This window comes from Streptomyces sp. NPDC057963 (assembly GCF_042887155.1).
Classification (GTDB): Bacteria; Actinomycetota; Actinomycetes; order Streptomycetales; family Streptomycetaceae; genus Streptomyces.
On sequence record NZ_JBHVPX010000005.1, the window covers coordinates 170,864 to 191,384 of the forward strand.

The 20,521-nt window shown below is 71.4% G+C and carries 19 protein-coding genes; 1 reads left to right on the top strand and 18 read right to left on the bottom strand.

Going from position 1 to position 20,521, the window contains the following annotated elements:
• Positions 1-4: 4 nt before the first annotated feature.
• The 15 genes from ACFVT1_RS13885 to ACFVT1_RS13955 all read right to left on the bottom strand — a co-directional run bounded on the left by ACFVT1_RS13885 (position 5) and on the right by ACFVT1_RS13955 (position 15,396).
• Positions 5-1,297 carry an MFS transporter gene (locus ACFVT1_RS13885; RefSeq protein WP_389795466.1) on the bottom strand — a complete coding sequence of 431 codons (1,293 nt, stop codon included), beginning with the start codon at positions 1,295-1,297 and terminating at the stop codon, positions 5-7.
• A 265-nt stretch (positions 1,298-1,562) separates the two neighbouring features.
• Positions 1,563-2,561, bottom strand: coding sequence for a hypothetical protein (locus ACFVT1_RS13890; protein ID WP_389794884.1), 999 nt, complete (start codon positions 2,559-2,561; stop codon positions 1,563-1,565).
• A gap of 31 nt (positions 2,562-2,592) precedes the next feature.
• On the bottom strand, positions 2,593-3,099 hold the full coding sequence (locus ACFVT1_RS13895) for an MOSC domain-containing protein (protein WP_389794886.1): 507 nt from the start codon (positions 3,097-3,099) through the stop codon (positions 2,593-2,595).
• Positions 3,100-3,130: 31 nt separating this feature from the next.
• A complete protein-coding gene (locus ACFVT1_RS13900) occupies positions 3,131-3,394 on the bottom strand; it encodes an acyl carrier protein (protein WP_362198844.1) in 264 nt (87 codons plus the stop codon).
• Positions 3,370-4,389 (bottom strand): NAD(P)H-dependent flavin oxidoreductase, encoded by a 1,020-nt coding sequence (locus tag ACFVT1_RS13905; RefSeq protein WP_389794888.1) that lies wholly within the window; start codon positions 4,387-4,389, stop codon positions 3,370-3,372. The genes ACFVT1_RS13900 and ACFVT1_RS13905 overlap by 25 nt, the downstream gene beginning before the upstream one ends.
• Complete coding sequence (locus tag ACFVT1_RS13910; RefSeq protein ID WP_389794890.1) at positions 4,386-5,249, bottom strand: hypothetical protein; 864 nt, start codon at positions 5,247-5,249, stop codon at positions 4,386-4,388. The genes ACFVT1_RS13905 and ACFVT1_RS13910 overlap by 4 nt, the downstream gene beginning before the upstream one ends.
• Positions 5,236-6,150, bottom strand: coding sequence for a diiron oxygenase (locus ACFVT1_RS13915; protein ID WP_389794892.1), 915 nt, complete (start codon positions 6,148-6,150; stop codon positions 5,236-5,238). Before ACFVT1_RS13915 ends, ACFVT1_RS13910 begins: the two co-directional genes overlap by 14 nt.
• The gene (locus tag ACFVT1_RS13920; RefSeq protein ID WP_362198831.1) at positions 6,138-7,052 is read right to left on the bottom strand and encodes an inositol monophosphatase family protein; all 915 of its coding nucleotides are present in this window, start codon (positions 7,050-7,052) and stop codon (positions 6,138-6,140) included. Before ACFVT1_RS13920 ends, ACFVT1_RS13915 begins: the two co-directional genes overlap by 13 nt.
• Positions 7,049-8,317, bottom strand: coding sequence for an aspartate aminotransferase family protein (locus ACFVT1_RS13925; protein WP_389794894.1), 1,269 nt, complete (start codon positions 8,315-8,317; stop codon positions 7,049-7,051). The genes ACFVT1_RS13920 and ACFVT1_RS13925 overlap by 4 nt, the downstream gene beginning before the upstream one ends.
• Positions 8,318-8,449: 132 nt before the next feature.
• The gene (locus ACFVT1_RS13930; protein WP_389794895.1) at positions 8,450-9,022 is read right to left on the bottom strand and encodes a hypothetical protein; all 573 of its coding nucleotides are present in this window, start codon (positions 9,020-9,022) and stop codon (positions 8,450-8,452) included.
• Between the two features lie 285 nt (positions 9,023-9,307).
• Positions 9,308-10,309, bottom strand: a complete 1,002-nt coding sequence (locus ACFVT1_RS13935) for a phosphotransferase family protein (protein ID WP_389794897.1) — start codon at positions 10,307-10,309, stop codon at positions 9,308-9,310.
• 30 nt (positions 10,310-10,339) lie between these two features.
• A complete protein-coding gene (locus tag ACFVT1_RS13940) occupies positions 10,340-11,323 on the bottom strand; it encodes an ROK family protein (RefSeq protein ID WP_389794898.1) in 984 nt (327 codons plus the stop codon).
• Positions 11,320-12,393 carry a zinc-binding dehydrogenase gene (locus ACFVT1_RS13945; RefSeq protein WP_389794900.1) on the bottom strand — a complete coding sequence of 358 codons (1,074 nt, stop codon included), beginning with the start codon at positions 12,391-12,393 and terminating at the stop codon, positions 11,320-11,322. The genes ACFVT1_RS13940 and ACFVT1_RS13945 overlap by 4 nt, the downstream gene beginning before the upstream one ends.
• 346 nt (positions 12,394-12,739) lie before the next feature.
• Positions 12,740-14,290: an acyl-CoA synthetase gene (locus tag ACFVT1_RS13950; RefSeq protein WP_389794902.1), complete on the bottom strand. Its 1,551-nt coding sequence runs from the start codon at positions 14,288-14,290 to the stop codon at positions 12,740-12,742.
• Entirely contained in the window at positions 14,287-15,396 is a 1,110-nt protein-coding gene (locus ACFVT1_RS13955) for an NAD(P)H-dependent flavin oxidoreductase (RefSeq protein ID WP_389794904.1), read from the bottom strand. Before ACFVT1_RS13955 ends, ACFVT1_RS13950 begins: the two co-directional genes overlap by 4 nt.
• Positions 15,397-15,588: 192 nt before the next feature.
• Here ACFVT1_RS13955 and ACFVT1_RS13960 point away from each other — a divergent pair, with 192 nt between their 5' ends.
• A complete protein-coding gene (locus tag ACFVT1_RS13960; protein WP_389794906.1) occupies positions 15,589-17,439 on the top strand; it encodes a serine hydrolase in 1,851 nt (616 codons plus the stop codon).
• 160 nt (positions 17,440-17,599) lie between these two features.
• On the opposite strand, the gene ACFVT1_RS13965 is transcribed toward ACFVT1_RS13960, so the two are convergent.
• The 3 genes from ACFVT1_RS13965 to ACFVT1_RS13975 form a co-directional block, all read right to left on the bottom strand.
• Entirely contained in the window at positions 17,600-18,487 is an 888-nt protein-coding gene (locus tag ACFVT1_RS13965) for a MurR/RpiR family transcriptional regulator (protein WP_389794908.1), read from the bottom strand.
• 67 nt (positions 18,488-18,554) lie between these two features.
• Positions 18,555-19,766: a M20/M25/M40 family metallo-hydrolase gene (locus ACFVT1_RS13970; protein WP_389794910.1), complete on the bottom strand. Its 1,212-nt coding sequence runs from the start codon at positions 19,764-19,766 to the stop codon at positions 18,555-18,557.
• Positions 19,766-20,518, bottom strand: coding sequence for an amino acid ABC transporter ATP-binding protein (locus tag ACFVT1_RS13975; RefSeq protein ID WP_389794912.1), 753 nt, complete (start codon positions 20,516-20,518; stop codon positions 19,766-19,768). Before ACFVT1_RS13975 ends, ACFVT1_RS13970 begins: the two co-directional genes overlap by 1 nt.
• Positions 20,519-20,521: the final 3 nt, after the last annotated feature.

Sequence of the window (20,521 nt, forward strand, 5' to 3'; positions counted from 1 at the left end):
TCGTTCACGCGCTGCGGGTGCGGGTGGCGAGCAGGGCGGCGAGGGCGCAGGGCACGAGCAGCAGCCCGAAGGCAGAGCCGTAGCCTGCGTGGTCCGCCACGCCGGCTCCCAGGCAGGCGTTGAACACGGCGGAGGCGATGCCCAGAACCGTTATCTGGCCCAGGTTCTGGTTGGTCTGCATCGCGCTGCTGGCGTAACCCTGCCGGCCGGACGGGGCGTGGGAGAGCGACAGCACCGTGAGGGACGGCGAGAGCAGGCCCATGCCGACGGCGGCGGCGACCATGGCCGACGCGGCGGTGAACGCGGGCAGCGCGGGAAGCGTCCCGACGGCGGCGACGGCGACCGCGGCGGACAGCACCAGCGCACCGGCCACGACCAGGTGGTGCCGGGGGCGGCGCTCCAGCAGGCGGCCCTGGACCCAGGAGGAGGCGGCCCAGGCGACGGCGGCCCCCGTGAAGGCCAGACCGATCGAGACGGGAGGCACGCCCCGCTCCGTCACGAGCAGCAGCGGCACGAGTGCCTCCAGTGTGAAGAACACCCCCGAGCCCATGCCGCACAGCAGCACCGTGGCCGGCAGGCCGCGCGCGGCACGCCAGGTGCCCGGCGGCAGCAGCCGTGGCGCGCACACCACCAGCAGGGCGAGCCCTCCCCCCGCGAACAGCAGGTGGCGCGGGTCCCAGCCCGAGACGCCGTACTGCCCCGACGCCGCGCCCACGCTCACCGCCGTCGCGATCAGCAGCGCGGGACGGGGCGGCCCGTCTCCCGACGGTGCGGGGGCCACCGGCCTGAAACGCCCGCGCAGCACAGCCACCACGGCCAGCGCCGGCAGCACGGTCAGCGCGGCCAGACCGAGGAACACCGCCCGCCAGGACCACCATTCGGCCACCACGCCCGCCAGTGGCGGACCGACCAGCGACGGAACGACCCAGCAGGCACTCATCAGCGCCAGGACGCGCGGCCGCAGCCGGTCGGGGTAGGCCTGCCCGATGGCGGTGTTGATCGACACCGCCACCATCCCGCTCGCGAGTCCGTCCAGGAAGCGGCCGGCCGCCAATTGCCAGATGGAGGTGCTGGCGGCCGAGACCAGCAGGGTGACCACCGCCAGCACCATGCCCGCCGCCAGTGGGCGGTGCGCCCCGGAACGGTCCGCCCAATGGCCGCCCAGTACCCCTCCCAGCAGGCCGGCGGCCACGAAGCACCCCGCCACCAGCGGGAAGAGCGACACCCCGCCCAGGTCCCGTGCGGCCGTCGGCAGAGTGGGCACCACGGCCAGTGCGGCGAGCCCGGTCAGGAACATCACCGCGGCAAAACTGGCGGTCGCGGCCGCATACGTTCCCGAGAACAGTCCCCCGGCGGAATCGGAACGCACCGGCGGACGGTCGGCCGTCGCCGCCGAGTCGCCGGAGACGGACGCGGCCGGCCGCGTGGATGTCGCGGGCGAGCCGCTGGACGGGCGCTTGGGGGCATCGGTCACGAGCGCACAAGGTAGGTGGAGTCCGCATCTGCCCGCCACTTGTTTTCTCGGGCCGACTCGCGAGACCCCGGCGCGGGCCGACGGAGCGTCAGAGCCCCGCGGAGGTGGGGGTGCCGAGGTTGCCCAGGGGGCGGTCCCGGTGGGTGATCAGCTCCGTCAGGGTGTCGGCCCAGCGGGCGAGCAGGAGGTCCAGGCGGGTCTGGCGCACCAGGCGTCCCGGTGCGGTGGCGCGCAGCCGAAAACGCCCCTCGGTTCCGGTCAGCGAGCAGTGGACCGCGTCCGCCACCAGGCAGGTCCACGACTGGAGGAGCCAGCCGTCCGGCACCGCGGGCGGGCCAGGGTAGTCGTACACGAACGCCGGGTGGGGCGGCGCGGGGCGGTCCTGGAGGTGGCGGTGCTCCCGGTGCGGGCGGGCCAGTGCCTGCGCCCCCGTGACGGACGGGCCGAGGTCGAGTGGGTCGGCGACGAGGCGCGGTTGTGACCGGGCCGCGGTGGTGTCCGCGCCGGTGGCGCCGTTGTCGGTCAGAATCGCGAGGCCGCCGCCGGGGCGGAGGTCCGGGGCGCGGAGCATCACGTGCAGGGCGGCGTGGGCGGCGTGGGCGGCCTCGGCGGGTGAGCGGATGACGCCGTGCGCGCAGAGCCCGGACGGCAGGCGGTACGTGGCCGACACCACGGGCGCGGGGGACGGTATCCGGGGAATCAGGGCGTTGCCGCCGGCCGTCCCGGCAGGTGGCGTGGACGGGGCAGGGCGGGGCCGGTGCCGCGGTCCGCCGGGCAGCCGTCGGGCGATGTCCGCCAGCAGGCGGGTGACCGCCGCCGGTCCGGCCGTGTCGACGCTGCCCGCGATGCGCAGCTCCGGGCCGTCCCAGGGCACGCTGAGCTCGGCCCGCAGCCCGCCCGCCGCCAGCCCCCAGTCCCCGCAGGTGGTGCGGTGCCACTCGGCCGCTGCCGGGGGCGCGGACGGGGCGTGGACGGCTCGCACGGCTTCGCGCACGGCATCGCGCAGGTCGGCGGGGCGTGCGGCGGGTATGTGCACCCGGGCCTGCGAGGAGCGGGGGTTTCCGGGAGGTGTGGCGGTGTCGGTCATGGGCGGCGCTCCTCGGTGCGGGGTGGTCGTGTCATCGGTGCCGGACCGCGAGGTCGCTGTCGTGGCCCACCTGGTCCCCGACGCGGATCGGTCCGCCGTGGACGATTTCGGCGCGCAGTCCGCCCCGGTGGAGGAGACCGCGCACCAGGCCGGGGCGGGTCAGCTGTTCGAGCCGGGCACAGGGTTCGCTCAGCCGAAGCCCGCGGAGCGTGACCCCGCCGACCTGGAACTCGGTTCCCACCAGCGGATTGAGCCGTATGCCCCGGCATACGACGTTGCGCCTGCACTGCGCGGGGGTCAGCTCGATGCCGGTGTCCCGGGCGAGGGCCTGAAGTGCTTCGAGCTCGATCAGGGTGATGTCGCAGACCCCGGACGCGCGGCCGGTGCCCCGCTGTCCGGGACGCGGCCCGGCCCCTGCCCAGTAGTTGCGGTCACCCTCCAGTCCGCGCCCCGCGACGGCGCGGGCCTGCGTGACGGGAAACGTGGCGGCACCGGCGACGGGAGCCAGGTGCAGGGAGACGACCTGTCCGTGTTCCACGATGTGACCTCCGGCCGGGAGCCCTGGCGTACTACGGGGTGTGCTCCGCGACGGCCGGAGCCGGCGGAACCAGGAAGTTGTCGTGGATCGCCCGGAGCGAGCGGAAGCGGTCCACGTCCAGTTCCTCCAGGGGGAGCTCGCGGCCGACGAGGTCCTCCAGCATCAGGATGAACTCCATGAAGCCGAGGGAGTCGACGAGCCGGTTCTCGATCAGGTCGAGATCGGCCGGGATCTCCCCGGCCTCCGGATTCCTGGCCCGCAACCAGTCGGTCACCGGCTTGAGCGCTTCTTCCATGGCCCACCTTCCGTGGATGTCTCGCGGGACTGGCCGGCCGCCTCGTACGTGCGGCGGAATTGCTCGACGACGGCGGCGGCCGGGTGCTGCCCGGCGACCCGGGAACAGGACCGGCCGCAGTACATGGCCATCTCCTCGACACGGCCCACCGTCGCGGCCACCGGAACGGCCGCGCTGTAGCGGGGGACGGGCAGCCGGCTGCCGCCCGCCCGGGTCGTCGCGATGAAGGTCGCGGGGCGGCGGGGTGCCTTCCCGGTCAGGGAGTTCCGCAGTACGCGATGCGGCCGGCCGGGCCAGCCGATGTCGAATCGCGTGGTGACGACGGTGTCGTCCGCCGACGCGTCGGCCACGCGCTGCTTGTAGTACGGATGGGCGGCGGACTCCGCCGTGGGGACGAACAGGGTTCCCGCCATGGCTCCGTCCGCGCCCCGGGCCAGCATCCGCGCCAGATCAGCACCGGTCGCGACGCCGCCCGCCACCGCCAGCACGGCGTCGGAGTACCGGGCGCGGGTCTCGTGCAGCAAACGCGCGGAGGGCAGTTCACCGAGAAGGTGCCCGCCCGCCCCGGTGCCCTGGAGGACGAGGACACCCGCCCCCAGTCGGAGGGCCGCGTCGGCGTCGTGGAGCGTGCCGACCTGGATCACCAGTACGCGGCCCGACCGTACGACGTCGTGTGCCGCCCCGGCGTCCGGCAGTCCGAAGCTGGTGACGAAGGCGCGCGCGGGCAGTTCCTCCAGGGCGGCGCGGAGCTGGGCCCGGCAGAGGGCCGGGCCGCTCACCTCGGGGATGACGTTCACCGCGAAGGGGCGGGAGGTCGACGCCACCACGGCGCGTACCAGCTCCCGCGTCCGTTCCGGAGGCTCCTTGTACAGCGCGAGGGCTCCTCCGGCCCCGGCCCGGGAGACCGCGGCACACAGTTCGGGCCCCGCGATGCCTCCCATGCCCGCCTGGAGCAGCGGGAGTTCGAGGCCGAGGACGGACTGGAGGCGGTTCATTCCTCCTCGCCGGCCTTCCGTACGGCCGCCGCCGCGGCCCCGAGGTCGCCCTCGAAGCGTTCGTTCAGCACATGTATCCAGCGTTCCAGCCCGAACGCGACACAGCCGGTGAACGCGGGCTTCCCCGCGTGGGCGATGGAGCGGCGTTCCCCGAAGAAGTTCCGGTGGTTGTTCATCGAGGCCACGGCGGTGCCGTCGGTGTGGACGTACTCGTCCTTGACCGGGGCGAGCAGTTGCATGACGGTGCGCGCGCCCTCCTTCTCGAAGAAGGGATCGGTCGCCGGCTGCCGGGAGAGGGACAGGCCGAGACCGGCGGCGAAGGCGGCGAGCCGCGCATGGTGGTGCCCGAGGTGGTCACGGACCTGCTCGGCGGAGCCGATGCAGATGATCTCCCGCATGGTGAAGCCCCAGAGTCTGCGCAGTCCGTCGTAGTGGTCCTCGTGACGGAAGCACCGGGCGGCCGTGGTCACCCGCAGAGGGGTTTCCGTCATGGTTCCGGAGAAGTGCAGAAAGCAGCCGTAGCAGGCGGCGGAGGGCAGCAGGTGTCCGGCGTCCGCGAGATCCCCCGCGGGCACGGGGCCACCGGCCCTCCCGCGGCTGTGGGCATCGAGGCGGTCGGGCCGGATGCGGGAGACGGGGCTGCCCAGGTGGGGGAAGTTGCGGAAGTAGTCGAGGGTGCGGAGGTCGTCGGCGGCGAGCAGGGGCGGGAACGTCATCCGTACGGCGCCCGCCCGGGTCCCCCAGCCGGTGAACACCTCGTCCAGGGTGTGCAGCAGCACGGTCGCGGGCTCCCCGAAGGAGGCGAGTCCGTCGCGCACGGTCCAGGGGCCGGTGCCTGCCGCGGATTCAGTACCCGGCATCGAGTACTCCGATCCGGGTGAGGAAGTCCGTCGTCTTGTGCAGCACCCGGGCGTGGGCGGCCTGCCGCGCGGGGTGGGCGAGCAGCCGCTGCCGGAGCGCGTAGCCGTCCGCGATCCCCGCGTCGCGGTAGACGGCGGGGTTGTAGAACGACTCCATGCTCGTGGTGATGTAGCGGCCGACGTAGCTGCCCGTCTCGCGGCGGGTCCGTTCGTCGATGCCGGCCTGCGCGAGCCGGTCCCACAGCAGTTGCACCAGTCGGCGTCCGAAGGCGATGTGGCGGGATTCGTCCTGGTGGTGGAGGCGGTTGAGGTGGCGGATCGTCGTGTGCAGCCGTTCGTCGGCCGCGAGCCGGACGTTGTAGTGGTCGACGATCTGCTCGAAGACCAGGATCCGGACGAACACCAGGAAGTTCTCGACCGCCGCGTCCCGCGGGGTCTCGGGCAGTTTCAGCTTCTTGTCGGGGTAGATCCTGCCGGCGTACTTGAGGCAGAACGTGGCGAAGAACCACATGTGGTCGTTCTCCTCGCCGACGAAGTGGTGGAAGAACTCCGAAGGAGTCTCGAAGCCGGGCGTGTGGATCCGCCGCATGACCTCGATGAGCAGTTCCCTGATGCCGTGCACGTTCAGGCTGTAGAAGTGGACGCTCTCCCACCGGCTCAGGGCGCGCAGTTGCTCCGGGCTCAGGGTCTCCATCGCTTCGGTGCCGTGGACCGTCAGCAGTTCCGGCGACATCCAGAAGTCGTCGGTGGGAATCGTCCGGGGCCAGTCGAAGGTGGTGTACGGGTTGTAGTAGTCGGCCGTCGCCTTGTCGGAGAGCCGCTCCAGGAGTGCGCGGAACTCGGCTGTGTCGCCGGAAGCGGGGGCATGCGTGTCGTGTCCCTGCCGGGTCAGGCCCTCCACCGGATCTCCTCCAGCAGCGCCTTGTGGAGTTCGGGGGTGGAGGCGGCCACGCAGGAGCGCTGGTTGTCGACGCCCAGGTCGGTCAGCGCGGTCTCCCCGAGCGGCTCGCCGTAGCCGTCGGTGATGACGGCGCCTGCCTTCTCGGCGAGGAAGACCGCCGCCGCGATGTCGTAGGGGAACAGGTGGAGCACGCTTCCGTTGCCGACCCGCTCGAACTCGGGGAGGAGCGCGGGGTCGTCGCGGAGCAGCCGGTTGCCGATGTCGACATAGGCGTCGAGCTGACCGGTGAGGAGCCGGGAGATGGAGTACGTGGCGCTGTTGAAGACGAACACGCCGCCGGTGTTGGCGGAGCGGTCGATGAGGTGGCCGTAGGCGTCGGTCATCAGCCGTGCGGGATGACCGTTGAATTCGAGGGACCAGAACATCCGGGAGAGGTCGGTGGTCGTGGTCAGGGACGGTACGGGGTGCGTGTAGCCGTGGGCGGTCACCGCGTCCGAGCCGCGCTCCCCGTAGAGGTAGGCCCCTGTCCTCATCTCCATGAGCAGCGCGTGTTCCACGTCCGCGATGCGGGGGCGGTCGGACAGCCGGGCCACGGCCACGGAAACGGTGGCCGATTCGAGTCCGGCGACGGCGGGCCTGGTGCCGTCGATGGGGTCGACGACGAGCAGGTATTCGGGTGCGGCACCGTGGAATTGCAGCCCCCGGTCCTCGGAGTAGACGGCGACCGGTACGCCGCCGTCGACGACGTGCTTCCAGACGGCGGCCTCCGCCACGTCGTCGAGGCCGAACTGCGCGTCGCCACCGGGCGAATGGCCTCGTACAAGCCGGCTGTCGAGCCGGTTCTGTGCGGCCAGCACCGCGCCGCGCACCGCTGAGGCGAGCTGTACGACGTAGTCCTTCATGCTGTCTCCGTGGTGAAGAGTGCGTCGAGCCGGTCGCAGAGCAGGTCGGCTTCGGCCCGGGTGATGACGAGCGGCGGCCGGATCTTGATGACGTTGCCGCGGCCGTAGCGCGAGGTCCGCAGGATCAGGCCGTGCTCCATCCCCCGCCGTGCCAGGGCCTGGGCCCGGTCGCTGTGGGGGCGGCCGTCCTCGTCACCGATTTCGATGCCGATCATCAGGCCGAGTCCGCGCACGTCCACGATGGACGGATGAGCCGCGGCGAGGGCCCGTAGCCGGTCCATGATGTGCGCACCCACCTCGCGTACGTTCTCCAGGAAGCCGGGGCGGCCGATGACGTCGAGGGTCGTCGCCGCGGCTGCCGCCGCCAGGGTGTTGCCGCCGTACGTGAAGGAGTGGTGGTCGCTGCTGAGCCCGGACATCCGTTCGTCGGCGACGATGGCGGCGACCTGGGCGCCGGAGCCGCCGAGCCCCTTGCCGGTGGTCAGGATGTCGGGCCGGACGCCGTAGTGTTCGGCGGCGAACATCCGGCCGACCCGGCCGATGCCGGTCTGTATCTCGTCGAAGATCAGCGCGATGCCCCGCTCGTCGCAGAGGGTGCGCAGCGCGGCGAGGTACCCGTCGGGCGGCACGATGTTCCCGCCGCTGCCCGAGACCGGTTCGACGACGACACAGGCGACGCTGCCCGAACTGGCGTGGTCGAGGAAGTCGTTGATCCGCTCGACGCAGAGCAGTCCGCAGCTGTCGGGGGTCTGCCGGTAGAAGCAGCGCAGGCAGTAGGGGTCGGGGACCTGGAGCACGCCGGGCATCAGATGCGGGAACGGAGCCTTGCGGAAGGATTCGCCCGACATGGTGGTCGTCATCATGGTCTGGCCGTGATGGCTGCGGAAGAGCGTGATGACATCGCGCCGTCCGGTGCTGATCTGGGCCATCTTGACCGCGCCCTCATTGGCGGTGGATCCGCCCGAGACCTTGAGGTGCACCTTGGTGAGGTTCTCGGGAGTGACCTCGACCAGGCGTCGCACCAGGTCGTTGACCGGCTCGGTCTGGAACGTCGACGTCGCGTGCACCAGCCGTTCGATCTGGTCGCGCATCGCCTTGACCACTTCGGGGTGGCTGTAGCCGAGGCTGAGGTTGAAGGTGCCGGACGCGCAGTCGATGTACTGATTCCCGTCCGCGTCGTACAGATAGATCCCTTCGCCGTGATCCATCAAGTAGTCACTGACCGGGTAATAGATCAAATTCTGGGCGTGCGTCAAGTCGACCATGTCTCTCCCGCTGCTCACGACGTGGCATTTCGACGTGCCCTGCACGGGATCTTCGGCGGGGGCAGCTCCGTCCGTACAGAACGGCCCCCGCACATCAGGGTTCCCGCGCGAGGGAATCCCTGTGCCAGAATTTCAGATGTCCAGCACGAAGGTGAACGCGGCGTCCCAGCCGTCCTCGGTCCGGCGGACATCCATCAGGCACTCCGGCCGGAAATATTTGTCCAGGTGATTGCGCCGTTCGTCCGGGAAGTACAACATCGTGGTCAGCACCTCGCCGCCCGGGGGCTGCACCTTGACGTGCACGTGGCGCGTGCGGCCCGGGTACATGGCGGGCAGCACGGTCCGCAGCCGCCAGTTCCCGTCGCTGTCGGCGAACAGGTGGCCCCGGAGCCGGAACCCCTCCTCGTCGTAGACGCCCTCGTCCCCGACCTGCCAGAAGTCAAGGAGCGCGCCGCCGACGGGCTTGCCCTCGGGGGTGACGATGCTGCCGTGGAGCAGCATCGGCGTACCGTCTTCCACATCGCCCCTGAAGTCGGGCTTGTAGGGGGTGTCGGGCTTGTAGAAGGGCCCTTCCGTCTGCTCGGGAGTGGGCGGCGTCCCATTGCACCTGACCGTCGGCGTCGGCGTCAGCCTCCCGTCACCGGATTCCAGAAATGCTTCCCCGGAAGCGGGGCGTGAGACACTTTCCGGCCTCGTGTTCTCCACAGCGAAATTCTCCCTTGTTCAAGGATCTTTCGGCTCACGGAAGCATAACGGCCCGACTTTGCACTGAACAGAATGTATCGGCCTGTTGAGGAGTCTTTATCGGCCAAGAACATCAAGGATTCGGATGACGATCTTCGTATTCCCGGATACGGAATTACCCCTGGCATAGGCGGTAGCGTCCGCATCGCTTCATCGCGTGGTTTCCCGCATCTGAAGCCGGCCGGTCCCCGTGAAATCCGGCGCAGGCCCGTGCGAATCCGTGAACGTTCGTGAAGGTCCGCGGACTCAGGCGGTAGGGTGCGTCGCCGGTCCTGGTTCGTCCGACAGGTGGCGGAGCAGCACCGTCCGTGCCTGGGCGAAGCAGTCGGCGTCCGGCGGCGCGGTGAGCATGTCCGCCAGGGTGAACAGGTCCAAGGTCCGGCTGAGTTCGCGCCAGTCGCGCGGCAGCGGACCGCCCGTGTCCCTGTAGCCGGAGACGAACCCGTCCACGAATGCGGGCGGATACAGATGGGCGAAGCGCAGCATGTTGCCGATGTCGTAGAGGGGCGAGCCGCTGAACGCCTGCTCCCAGTCGAGCACGGCCGCCACGTCCCACCGGCCGCTCTCCCGCGTGACCAGCACGTTCTTGGGGTTGAAATCGCAGTGGACCAGTCGGCTCTGTCCGCTCACTTCGGCGACCCGGGGCCCGGTCCGCGCGGCGAGTCCGCGCAGCGCGTCGGCCTCGTCGGGCGTCAGGGCGTTGCCGTCGCCGCTGGTGGCCAGGCATCGCTCGACGAACCCGGGCAGGTCGGCGGTCTCGTCACCACCCGGGGCCGGTACGAGGGTGGTGTCGTGGAAGGAACCCGGCCGGGGCAGCCGTACCGCGGCGATCCGGGCCAGGACCCCGCCCACCGCGGCGCCGAGTTCGGACGCGTCGGCCGCGGTCGGCCGCTCGGCGAGCGCCCGGCCGAGCGGAATGCCGTCGGTGAAGCGGTAGACCAGCGTGGGCCTGCCCGTGGCCGTCCCGAACGGATCGGACGCGACGACGTCGACCACCGGTACGGTCGGCGCCGCCCGCTCCAGGACCGCTCTCTCCACGGCGCAGGTGTTGCGGCGCATCCTGGTTTCGCTGGAGAGGTAGCGGCGCAGGACGTACCGCTCCCCCTGCCGTGTCGTCACCAGACGCATGTCGTTGGTGAACCCGCCGGGCAGCGGGCTCACCTCCGACAGGCTCAGGCCGGGCAACGCCCGTTCCGTCAGCCACGCACGGGTCGGGGCGTCGAGACGGACCTGGTCACCGATCGTCATGACCGCGAGCCTTCCCGTTCGCGGCTCCGCTCATTCGGGCTGCGCCGCCATTGGCGGTGCGTCCGCGCTCGTGCCGTCCGCGGACGGTCGCGCCGCCGCGCCGCCGGCCGCGCGCCGCGCCTCCTCGGCGGCCCGCTCGGCCAGCACCAGGCCGCCCGCCGGTCCGGCGAGCCGGCCGAGGGCGGCGGGGACCACGAAGTCGTCGGCGGCGTGCTCCGGCAGACCCGGGTAGCCGGCCAGTGACCGGGTGAGTTCGGCCCGCAGCAGGGGGAACAGTCCGGGCAGTACGGCCATCCCTCCCCCGATCACGATACGTTCGGGCGCGGTGGTGTAGATGATGTCGCGCAGGCCGGAGGCGAGATAGGCCGCCTCCAGGTGCAGGGCGCGGCGGAGCGTTTCGCCGCTCAGCTCCTGGGCCAGTCGCCCCCAGCGGGCGGCGACGGCCTCGCCGCCCGCCATGCCTTCCCAGCAGTCCCCGTGGAAGGGGCAGGATCCCGGGAAGTCGTCCCCCGGTACGCGGGGGACGCTCAGATGCCCCATCTCCGTGTGGACCAGGCCGTTGATGACGCGTCCGCCGATCACCGCGCCACCGCCGATGCCGGTACCGACCGTCAGGTACACATAGGTGTCCCGGTCCCGCGCGGCGCCCCAGCGGCCCTCGCCGAGCGCCGCGCCGTTGACATCGGTGTCGATGCCGACCGGCACGCCGAGCGCCGCCGCGACCGTCCCCGCGACGTCCACCCCGGTCCATCCCGGCTTCGGCGTCGCTGCGAGGCGGCCGTACGCGGGATGCGAGCGGCGCAGTTCGAGCGGGCCGAACGACGCGATGCCCACGGCGTCCAACGGCCCCTTCACCGCGGCCTCCTCGAAGAAGGCGACCGCCCTGGCCAGTGTCGGCTCCGGATCCCCCGTGGGGAAGCGGATCTCGTCCTCGATCCGGTCGGGCGTCGATCCCACCAGGCAGACGAACTTCGTCCCGCCGGACTCGATCGACCCCAGCCGCGGCCCGTTCACGCGCCCACCGGCCAGCCGTCGGCGCCGGCCGGGCCGGTGTCGGAGCGGATGACGACCTTCATGGCGTCGTACCGGCCGCCCGCCCCCTCACGGCCGACTCCGCCCAGCGCGCCGAGCGCGTCCTCGTACGCCTCCAGCGGGAATTCGTGCGTCACCAGGCGCTCCAGTCCCAGACCGCCCGCGAGGTCGACGGCCACGGGGAAGGTGTCTCCCCGGAAGTCACCGGCTCCGATCAGCCGGATCCCGCGATTGGTCAGCTGGAGCGGCCGCAGCGGCACGCTGTAGCTGTCGTCGAAGCCCATGAGCACCACCCGTCCACCGTCGTCGACCAGGCGCAGGGCATCGTCCAGGCCGCTCCCCGTGGTGTCGAACACGACGCCGGGCCGTTCGCCGCCCGCCGCCTTCACGAGGGCCTCGGCCGCGTCCGTTCGGGACACGTCCACCACATGCGTGAACAGGTCGCGTGCGCGGGACAGCCGGTAGTCGTCCGTCTCTGCCACCGTGACGCACCGCGCGGTCCGGGCGGCCACCAGGGCGACGAGCATGCCGATCGGTCCCGCGCCCAGCACGGTCACGGTGTCGTCGACCGTCAGCCCGGCCGCCCGCACGTTGTTGAGGACGCAGGCGAGCGGTTCGATGAGCACCGCACCGCGGAAGGGCATCCCGTCGGGAACGCGCCGTACGAACCGCTCCGGCAGCACCACACCGTCGGCGTACGTCCCGTCACGGTCCACGCCGACCTCCGTCCCGGCCTTGTTCCGGCAGAAGTTCGTCGCCCCGCGCATGCAGGGCACACACCAGCCGCAGTACAGGGTCGGGTTGACCACCACCCGGTCCCCCACCGCGAGCGACCGCACCCCGGCGCCCACCTCCTGGACCAGACCGACCGATTCGTGGCCGAGCACCACGCCCGGCCGGGCCGGGAAGCGGCCGAGCAGAATCTTGCGGTCGGTCCCGCAGATCCCGGTGCCTACGACCTTCACCACCACGTCGTCGTCGGCACCGACGCGTGGCGCCGGACGCTCTTGGAGCTCGACGGAACCGGGGCCCAGGTAGACGAGTGCGCGCACAGGTACCTCCCTATCGGTGTCGCGGCAGCGCCCGCTGCCGACGCCGTGCAAGGCGAAGCTGTGTTCGGTCATCGACGTTAACCCAGGGGCCCCTGCTGGGAAACAGTGCTTCTGAGCCGTTGAACGCACCATGGGGACGGCGCTCTCAGGGCCCCGGCCGGAACAACTCACAGAGGCCCGCGGCCGGGACGACGCTCACAGGGCCAATGCCGGGACGGTCGCCGGAACCACCGCGAACGCGCTGCCCGCGGCGGCGGTCGGGGCTCTGGCGCGGCGCGGAGGGAAGGGCGGCCGTGGACGGCGTCCCCGTCGGCCGGGGCCGCGGGCGGCGACCGCGGGGCGGGTGTCACAGGGCCCGTCGTCGCCCTTCCCAGTACGGGTCGCGCAGCCGGCGTTTGTACAGCTTGCCGTTGGGATCACGGGGCATCTCCGCGATGAAGTCGATGCTCCTGGGACGCTTGTACCCGGCGAGACGGTCTTCGCAGTGGTGCAGGATCGCGGCGGCGAGCGCGTCCCCCGCCTCGTGCCCCGGGGCCGGTTCGACGACCGCCTTGACCTCCTCGCCCCAGTCGGTGTGCGGAATGCCGAAGACCGCCGCGTCGGCGACCGCGGGGTGGCCGAGGAGAGCACCCTCGATCTCGGCGGGGTAGATGTTGACGCCACCGGAGATGATCATGTCGATCTTGCGGTCGCGGAGGAAGAGGCAGCCCTCCTCGTCGAGGATGCCGAGGTCGCCGACGGTGAAGAAGTCACCGATGCGGTTCTTCCTCGTCTTGGTCTCGTCCTTGTGGTAACTGAAGCCGCCGGTGTTCATCTTCATGTAGACGGTGCCGAGTTCGCCGGGCGGCAGGCGGTTGCCGTCGTCGTCGAAGACGGCGAGTTCACTGATCGGCCAGGCCCTGCCCACGGTGCCCGGCTTCGCCAGCCAGTCCTCGGCGGTGGCGAAGGCGCCGCCGCCCTCGCTGGCCGCGTAGTACTCCTCGACGCACCTCCCCCACCAGTCGATCATGGCCCGTTTGACGTGGTCGGGGCAGGGGGCCGCGCCGTGGATGGCGTGGCGCATGGCTGTGACGTCGTATGCCTCCTTCACTTCGCCGGGAAGGGCGAGGAGGCGGTGGAACTGGGTCGGAACCATGTGCGTGTGGGTGCAGCGGTGGGTGTCGATGAGCCGCAGCATCTCCTCGGGCGTCCACTTGTCCATGAGGACCAGGGGGTGCCCGATGTGCAGGGACGCACCCGCGAACTGGAGGACGGCCGTGTGGTAGAGCGGCGAGCAGACCAGATGGACGTTGCCGTCGAAGGGCCTGATGCCGAAGATGGCGAGGAATCCGCCGAGATGGCTCTCCTCGGGGGGTTTGCCGGAGAGCGGCCGCCGGATGCCGCGCGGCCTGCCCGTGGTGCCGGAGGTGTAGTTCATGACCCAGCCGAGGGTGCGGTCCTCGGGGGGTTCGCCGGACTGTCCTTCGAGCAGTTCGGCGTACGGGCGGAAGCCGTCGACCGCGCCCACGGCGTAGCGGTGGGCGGCCGGGAGCTTCGCCTCGTCGGCGGCCGCGGTCGCCGCCTGCGCGAACCGCTCGTGGGCGATGAGCACCTTGGCGCCGGAGTCCGAGACGATCCAGGCGATCTCGGGGCCGACGAAGTGGTGGTTGACCGGTACGAGATAGAACCCCGCCTGGGTGGCCGCGAGGTAGGCGGTGAAGAACTCGGGACCGTTGGGCAGGACGACCGCGAAGGCGTCCCCCCGCCGGAGCCCGGCGGCGCGCAGCCCGTGGACCAGGCGGTTGGCCGCGGCGTGCAGCCGGCCCGCCGTCCAGCTCTCGCCGTCGGGTGCGGTCAGGACCGTACGGCCGGGGTCGGCCGCGGCCTGGGCCCAGAAGCCGTTGGGCTGCCGGTTCATGAGGCGCTCCGTCCGGCGATGCGGTCGATCCGGTCCACGGCACGCTCGAAGCCGCGGGTCAGGTCGTCGAATACGGCCTGCACGCTGCGCTCGGTGTTCATCCGGCCGACGATCTGTCCGACGGGGGTGCCGAGCAGCGCGCCGGTCTCGTACTTCTGTATGCGGGACACGGCGTCGGCCACCAGCAGCCCCTGGAGCGGCATGGGCAGGGTGCCGGGCCCCGACGGGTCGTCCCACGCGTCGGTCCATGCGGTACGGAGCTGGCGTGCGGGTTTACCGGTCAGCGCGCGGGAGCGGACGGTGTCGCCGGAGCCCGCGGCAAGGAGCTTGCGGGTCAGCGCGCGGGAGTGCAGGTCGGCCTCCTCCGTCGTCAGCCAGAGGGAGCCGAGCCATACGCCCTGGGCGCCGAGGGCGAGCCCGGCGGCGATCTGCTCGCCGCTGCCGATGCCGCCGGCGGCGAGGACGGGGAGCGGTCCCACCGCATCGACCACGTCCGGGACCAGGACCATGGAGGCGATCTCACCGGTGTGGCCGCCGGCCTCGTACCCCTGGGCGACGACGATGTCGATGCCCGCGTCCGCGTGGTGGCGGGCGTGCTTGGCGCTTCCGGCGAGAGCGGCCACGAGGACGTCCTGGTCGTGGGCGCGCCGGACGACGTCCGCGGGCGGTGAGCCGAGGGCGTTGGCGAGGAGTCCGATGGGGTGCTCGAAGGCGACGTCGAGCTGGTTGCGCGCGACTTCCTCCATCCATCCGGTGATGCGCCAGCCGGACGCCTCGCCCTCGGCGAGTTCCGGTACGCCGTGCTCGGCCAGGGTGTCCTGGACGAACCGGCGGTGTCCGGCCGGGATCATCGCCTCGACGTCGGCCTCGGTCACCCCTTCCACCTTCTTCGCGGGCATCACGACGTCGAGGCCGTACGGCTTGCCGCCGGCGTGCTCCTGCATCCAGTCGAGGTCACGCGCCAGGTCGTCCGGGGCGGTGTAGCGGACCGCGCCGAGTACGCCGAACCCGCCCGCCCGGGAGATGGCGGCGGCCACCGCGGGGAACGGCGTGAAGCCGAAGATGGCGTGCTCGACCCCAAGTTTCTTGCTCAGCTCCGTCTCCATGGGCCGCAGGATGCCGCAGTCGGATCTGCGAGGGAAGAGATTTTCTGATGCAGTGTCAGATTCTTTGTGACGCCGGGGGCCTCCGCGACGGCAGAGGTGACAGTAATCTCTGCCCCGGAAAGAAGTTTCACCTTCGGGCACTAATTCGAAAGTTTCTTTCACTCGACAGGGAACGGCAGGAAGGGGCTCCGCATGACCGAGGACGCGGCCGGGAGAGGGATCAGCCGACGCAGGCTGGGCGGTGGGATGCTGGCCCTGGGCGGAGCACTCGCCCTGGCGCCGATTCCGTTCGCGGAGCGGGCGTCGGCCATGGAGTCGGAGGCGGAGTCGTCGGGTATGCACTCAGGGACCGGGACGAACGCGGCGTCCGCGCAGGGCCGGCCCACGCTGCGGCGCGGATCCGCCGCCCGCGCCGGGTTGCTGCAGGGTCCTCTGGATCAATTGGTCGCCGATGCGGAGAAGTTCCTCTCCGACTCCCCCAAGCACCCCTGGTACGCCGGCGCGGTGCTGCTCGCCGGGCGAGGCGGCACGGTGGCCCTGCACCACCCGATCGGCAAGGCCGTGCGCTACGCGGCGTACGACGAGAAGACCGACACGGGGGTGGAGTTCCCGCCCGATCAGCAGATCGCCATGGCCGAGGACACGGTCTTCGACCTGGCCTCGGTGTCCAAGCTGTTCACCTCGATCCTCGCCGTGCAGCAGATCGAGCGCGGCAGGCTGGAGCTGGAGGCCGAGGTCGCCTCGTATCTGCCCGAATTCGCCGGCGGCGGCAAGCAGGGCATCACGGTCCGTCAACTCCTCACGCACACCTCGGGTTTCCGCGCCTGGATTCCGCTGTACAGCGCGCCGACGCGGGAGGGAAAGCTGGAGCTGCTGTGGAACGAGGTGCCGGCCAACCCGCCCGGCACGGCGTACCTCTACTCCGACCTGAATCTGATCTCGCTGCAACTGATCCTGGAGAAGATCACCGGCCGCACGCAGGATGTACTGCTCCGCGAGCAGATCACCGCTCCGCTCGGCATGCACCGCACCCGGTACAACCCGCCGGCCTCCTGGAAACCGAAGATCGCCGCGACCGAGGACGCCCGGCTCCCCTGGTCCGGCCTCGACCGCGGACTGGTCTGGGGCGAGGTGCACGACGAGAACGCGTACAGCCTGGACGGTGTGGCGGGCCACGCGGGGGTCTTCTCCTGCGCCTGGGACCTCGCGATCCTCGCCCGTACGCTGCTCAACGGCGGGGTCTACGGCCGCGCGAGGATTCTCTCCGCAAAGTCGGTGGACCTGCTGTTCACGGACTTCAACACGGCGTTCCCCGGCGATGCGCACGGTCTGGGCTTCGAGCTCTACCAGCACTGGTACATGGGGGCGATGGCAACACCTCGTACGGCGGGCCACACCGGGTTCACCGGCACCAGTCTGGTGCTCGACCCGAGTACCGACTCGTTCCTGATCGTCCTCGGCAACTCGGTGCATCCGGTGCGCAGTTGGCGCTCCGGCAGCGCGCCGCGCGTCGCCACCGCCAACCAGATGGCGCGCGCCGTCGCGGTCCGTCCCGCGCGTGGCCGCACGGCATGGTTCTCGGGGATGGCGAGCTCCGCCTCCGCCACGCTCACGCTGCCGGCACTTCGTCTCGCCTCCTCGCACGCCCGGCTGAGCTCGGCCCTGTGGTGGGACACCGAGCCCGGGTCCGACCTCCTCTTCCTGGAGGCGTCGGCGGACGCCGGGGCGACCTGGCAGCCCGTACCCTTCACCACCGTACCGACGGCGGGGACACGAAGCCCCCGGCCCGAGCCGCACCCCACCGGCACGGTCTCCGGCTGGTCCGGCCGGGTCTGGCACCGTCTCGACGCCGACCTCGCCGCATGGCGCGGCAAGGAGGTGCGGCTGCGGTGGCGGTACGCCACGGATCAGCTCTACGTCGGACGCGGGGTGTACGTGGACGCCGTCCGGGTCGAGGACGGCAACCGGACGGCCTTCGACGAGAGCCGGTCCGGCGACGCCGCGCGCATCGAGGCGCTGGGGTGGACGGCGTCGGCGGACTGAGTCGCGCCGGGCCGATGAGACGCCGTGCCGGGGGAAGGACCGTCCCCCTTCCCCCGGCACGGGCAGTCGCACGGCGCGTCACCCACGGAGGGAACGGGCGGCGCCGCACCGTCTGAGCGTGCGGGCGCGTACCCGGCGGCGCACCGGGTACGCCACCGTCTCAGACCGGCCCGGAGTCGTCCGGCTGGATGCCGGCCCGGCGGGACACGTCCTCGCTGTGCGCCAAGTGGTCGCGCCCCTCCTCTCCGAGCTGCCTGAGCACCCCGGCGAGCACCGTCTCGACGGTGGCGAGCGTCGGGACCATGCTGTCGTACGGCGAAGGCGCGGCGACATGGCTGGGCAGGACGACGTCGGCGAGGCTGGTCACCGGCGAGAGCCAGGCGTCGGTGAACAGGACGACCTTGCTCCCGCACTGCGCGGCCATCTCGGCGATGACGATCTTGTCCGGTTCGTAGCGCCGGTAGTCGAAGACCACGAGGACGTCCTGCCGCCCGAGACCCGCCAGGACGGCGGTCCGCTCGACGTCACGGTCCGGCAGGATGACCACGTCGCCGCGAATCTGCATGAGGTGCAGCCCCAGGTACTGCGCCAGCAGATGCGTGAACCGGCCACCGGCCAGGATGATGCGGCGCTTGGGGTGGCAGAGCAGCGAGATCGCCGCCTGCACGTCGTGGGGCGGCAGTTCCCGCAGCGTACGCGCGACCTCGGAGCTGAACACGTCCTGTCCGCCTCCGGGGTGCGCGGTGTCCCGGCCCTCCTCGTCCGGTACGGCGCCGTATCCCCGTGAGCTGTAGAGCTGCAGAGGTGAGGCACTGCGTTCCTCCAGCTCCCCCCGCAGCGCCGCCTGGAAATCGGGGAACCCCTTGTAGCCGAGCCGGTTGACGAAACGGATCACCGTGGGCGCGCTCACCGCGGCGCGTTCGGCGAGCGTGGCCACCGTCTCGAAACCGGCCGACGGGTAGCCGGCGAGCAGCACCCGGGCCACCTTGCGTTCGGCGGGGCTGAGGTCACCGAACCGTTGCCGGATCTCTTCGGCGAGTGAGGACATGGGCCAGCGCCACCTTTCTGAAGGGGTTCAGATTACGCGGACCGGCGGCGTGCTCCGGATGTCCGGGTCAGCCGTCGTCCCGGCCGAGGGCCGTGATCAGCGCCGCGAGCAGGGCAACCCGGTGCGGGACCGTCGTCACGTCCAGCCACTCCTGCGGGCTGTGGTCACCGCCGCCGACCGGGCCGAGGCCGTCGAGCGTCGGCACCCCGGCTCCGGCGATGGTGTTGGCGTCGCCGACGCCCCCGGTGGCAGCGGCGCCCAGGTCGAGGCCGAGCTCCGCCCCGGCCTCCCGGGCGCGGGCGAACACGGCGCGCGCCGCCGGGGCGTCCTCCATCGCCGGGCACGCTTCCGTCTGCCGCACGGTGGCCGTGGTGCCCGGTACGGACAGCTGGGCGGCGGCCACGACGATGGCCTGCCTGGCCTGCTGGATGCCCGACTGGGTCGAGGACCGCACCTCCACGTGCAACTCGGCCTCGGGACAGACGATGTTGATACGGCTGCCCGCCCGGACCATCCCCACATTGATCGTGACGTCGCCCCAGCGCCCGTTCATCTCCTGGCAGGCGATGAGCAGATGAGCAGCGGCCAGTGCGGCGTTCGCCCCGCGTTCCGGTTCGATGCCGGCGTGGGCGGCCCGTCCTGTGACGGTGATCAGGAAGTCCGCCACCCCCTTGCGGGCGATGACGAGGTCGCCGTTCTCCCGGGCGCACTCCAGGCCCAGCCCGTAGTCGACGGCCCCGGCGAGCTCCGCGGTCACCCGGCGGCTGGCCGGGGAGCCGATCTCCTCGTCGGGGGTGGCGAGGAAGACGATCTCCGCGAAGTCCGTCATCCCGCGGCGCACCAGGATCTCCACGGCGGTGAGGCCGGCCAGCAGGCCGCCCTTGTCGTCGCTGACTCCGGGGCCGTGGGCGAGCCGGCCGTTGCGGGTGAAGGGGCGCCGCGCCGCCGTCCCGTCGTCGAAGACGGTGTCCATGTGTCCGGCGAGCAGGATGCGCCGTCCGCCCTGTTCGACGGGGAGCCGGCCGCACAGCCGCCCCACGACCAGGTCACCGAAGCGCGTGTCGTGGCCCGGGGCTATGACGGGCGACCGGTCCACCTCGAAACCCAGGCCGGTCAGGCGCCGCACGGTCCAGTCCGCGATGCGATCGACTCCTTGCGGGCTGTACGAGCCGGAGTCGATGGACACCAGATGCTCCAGGTCCGCCAGGTAGCGGGGCTGGAGGGCGAGGGCGTCGGGGAGCAGCAGGGCCGCCGTGCCCCGCTGCCGTACTTCGGGCATCACAGGACCTTCGACAGGAAGGTGCGGGTGCGTTCCTGCTGGGGATCGCCGAGCACCTGGCGGGGGTCGCCGGCCTCGACCACGACACCGCCGTCCATGAAGACGGCTGTGTCCGCGACCTCCCGGGCGAATCCGATCTCGTGTGTGACGACGACCATCGTCATCCCTTCCGCGGCCAACTGCCGCATCACGTCGAGCACTTCCCCGACCAGTTCGGGGTCCAGGGCCGACGTCGGTTCGTCGAAGAGCATCAGTTTGGGCTTCATGGCGAGCGCTCTGGCGATCGCGACGCGTTGCTGCTGGCCGCCGGAGAGCTGGGCCGGATAGCGTTCGGCACGGTCGGCGAGGCCGACCCGTTCCAGCAGCCGCAGGGCGTCGGCGCGTGCCTCGGCCCTGGTGGCGCCCGCGACCTTCACGGGTGCCTCCATGACGTTCTCCAGCGCTGTCATGTGCGGGAACAGATTGAACCGCTGGAACACCATCCCGATGTCGCGGCGGGCGCGGGCGATCTCGCGTTCCTTCAGCTCGTACAGCCGGTTGCCCTGCTGCCGGTAGCCGACCGGGGCGCCGTCGACGGAAAGGCTGCCTCCGTCGATCTTCTCCAGATGGTTGATGCAGCGCAGGAACGTGGACTTCCCGGAGCCGGAGGGGCCCAACAGGCAGCAGACGCGGCCGCGTTCGACGGTCAGGTCGATGCCCCGGAGCACGGAGACCTTCCCGAAGTGTTTGCGCACGCCCTCGGCGTGCACCATCGG